The sequence below is a fragment of the Mesorhizobium sp. M2A.F.Ca.ET.067.02.1.1 genome (assembly GCF_004023285.1).
GTDB lineage: Bacteria > Pseudomonadota > Alphaproteobacteria > Rhizobiales > Rhizobiaceae > Mesorhizobium.
The window spans coordinates 1-1,767 of sequence record NZ_RZSB01001006.1; the positions used below are offsets into that span (position 1 = coordinate 1).

The window sequence follows — 1,767 nt, forward strand, 5'->3', positions numbered from 1 at the left end:
TGTCGATGCTGGCCGCGGGGCTGAGCGGCGGCGCCTCTGCGCAGGGGCTGTTCGGCGCGCCGCCGCCGAAAGCCTCATCCGGCGACAACACCTCGCCGCCTGCGGTCGACACGTCGCCGCCTGCAGCCGCTGCGCCGGACAGCAAGCCGGCCGAACCGGCGCCTGTCGCGCCGGTCCTGCCCGGATCGCCGACCGCGGTGGTGAAGCCCTTCTACGAGCATCTCGGGCTGGAGCTCGATCCTGCGCAGCGTAAGAACTTCACCGACCCGGCGAAAACCGTACTCGACAAGGCGGACGCGCTGCGCGCCTCGGGCCAGGGCGAATGCCTCGACCCCAACATGGCGCTCGACAATGCCGACTATGACAAGCTGGCCATAGACCGGAGCCTGCGCACCATCGAAGCCGTCAATGGCGACGAGGCCAAGGTGGTCGTTGCCTTCGTCGTCGAGGGCCACCAGCACCGCCTGGAATGGAAGCTGAAGAAGGTCGGTGGCGCCTGGAAGGTCTCCGATCTCCTGTCGGTCACCGGCGAATGGGCGCTGAGCCAGTACCAGTGCGAATGAAAATGACCAAAGATCAGTGTCGGCGATCCTTCGCGCCCCCCTCTGGCCTGCCGGCCATCTCTCCCACTTGGGGGGAGATCAGAGGTCACGCCGGCTTTCGCCAATCTCCGACGTTTCAGGATAAGCGGGCCGCCGAAGCTGCCAATCTCCCCCCTTGTGGGGGAGATGTCCGGCAGGACAGAGAGGGGCGCTGTCCCGCCAGCCTTTCGCAACAAATTTCAACCTCTCCCGCGATAGGGCGCCACGCCCGTATCGGGCAGCCACGCGTCCTTGGGCGGTGCGCCGGTCTGCCAGAAGACATCGATCGGGATGCCGCCGCGCGGAAACCAGTAGCCACCGACGCGCAGCCAGAGCGGCTTGGTCGCCTCCACGATCCGGCGGCCGATCATCACGGTACATTCCTCATGGAAGGCGCCGTGGTTGCGGAACGAGGTCATGAACAGCTTCAGCGACTTCGATTCCACCAGCGTCCGGTCGGGTGCGTAGTCGATGACGATGTGGGCGAAATCCGGCTGGCCGGTGACCGGGCAGAGCGAGGTGAATTCGGGGCAGGTGAAGCGCACGATCGCCGGCGGGCCATCGCCGTGCTGGAACGGCACGGTCTCCAGGACCGCCTGTTCGGGGCTCTGTGGCGTCTCGACGTGCTTGCCGAGCTGGGTGAGGTTCTTGGCGTCTGTCATGGGCGGCTCCTCGCTGCCGTCCAAGGTCCGGGCGGCAGGCAAAACAGGCGGAAATTGCGCCGCAACCTTTCGGACGCGGCGGGTTTGGGCCGCTCAATAGCATCGGACCGAAAAGTGCGCAGCGGTTTTCGGACGAATCCGATGCGAGAAATGGAAGCGGGAGCGGCGCGACGCTCCCGTGCAAATTGAAACGGCAGGAAGACGATGACCAGCAACGACCCGCTTCTCCGACCCTACCAGCTCAAGCACCTGACGCTGAAGAACCGGGTGATGTCGACCAGCCATGAGCCGGCCTATTCCGAGGACGGCATGCCGAAGGAGCGCTACCGGCTCTACCATGCCGAAAAGGCCAAGGGCGGCATGGCGCTCACCATGACGGCGGGCTCGGCGATCGTCTCGCGCGACAGCCCGGCCGCTTTCGGCAATCTGCATGTCTATGACGACCGCATCGTGCCCTGGCTCGCCGAACTGGCGGATGCCTGCCATGAGCATGACTGCAAAGTGATGATCCAGATCACCCATCT

2 protein-coding genes and 1 pseudogene are annotated in these 1,767 nt (G+C 65.4%); 2 read left to right on the forward strand and 1 reads right to left on the reverse strand.

Translation table 11 applies throughout. The features are described 5' to 3' along the window. Positions 1–5: 5 nt before the first annotated feature. Positions 6–563: a hypothetical protein gene (locus tag EOA28_RS34740; RefSeq protein WP_128315798.1), complete on the forward strand. Its 558-nt coding sequence runs from the start codon at positions 6–8 to the stop codon at positions 561–563. A 218-nt stretch (positions 564–781) separates the two neighbouring features. On the opposite strand, the gene queF is transcribed toward EOA28_RS34740, so the two are convergent. Then, positions 782–1,243, reverse strand: coding sequence for a preQ(1) synthase (gene queF / locus EOA28_RS34750; protein WP_127250640.1), 462 nt, complete (start codon positions 1,241–1,243; stop codon positions 782–784). 204 nt (positions 1,244–1,447) lie between these two features. Here queF and EOA28_RS34755 point away from each other — a divergent pair. Further along, positions 1,448–1,767: pseudogene (locus EOA28_RS34755) on the forward strand (N-methylproline demethylase); the annotation flags it as partial.

What these genes read in the sequence shown, in the direction of transcription:
- EOA28_RS34740 (WP_128315798.1), top strand. Translation starts at nt 6, where the DNA reads ATGCTGGCCGCGGGGCTGAGCGGCGGCGCCTCTGCGCAGGGGCTGTTC.
- queF (WP_127250640.1), bottom strand. Translation starts at nt 1,243, where the DNA reads ATGACAGACGCCAAGAACCTCACCCAGCTCGGCAAGCACGTCGAGACG.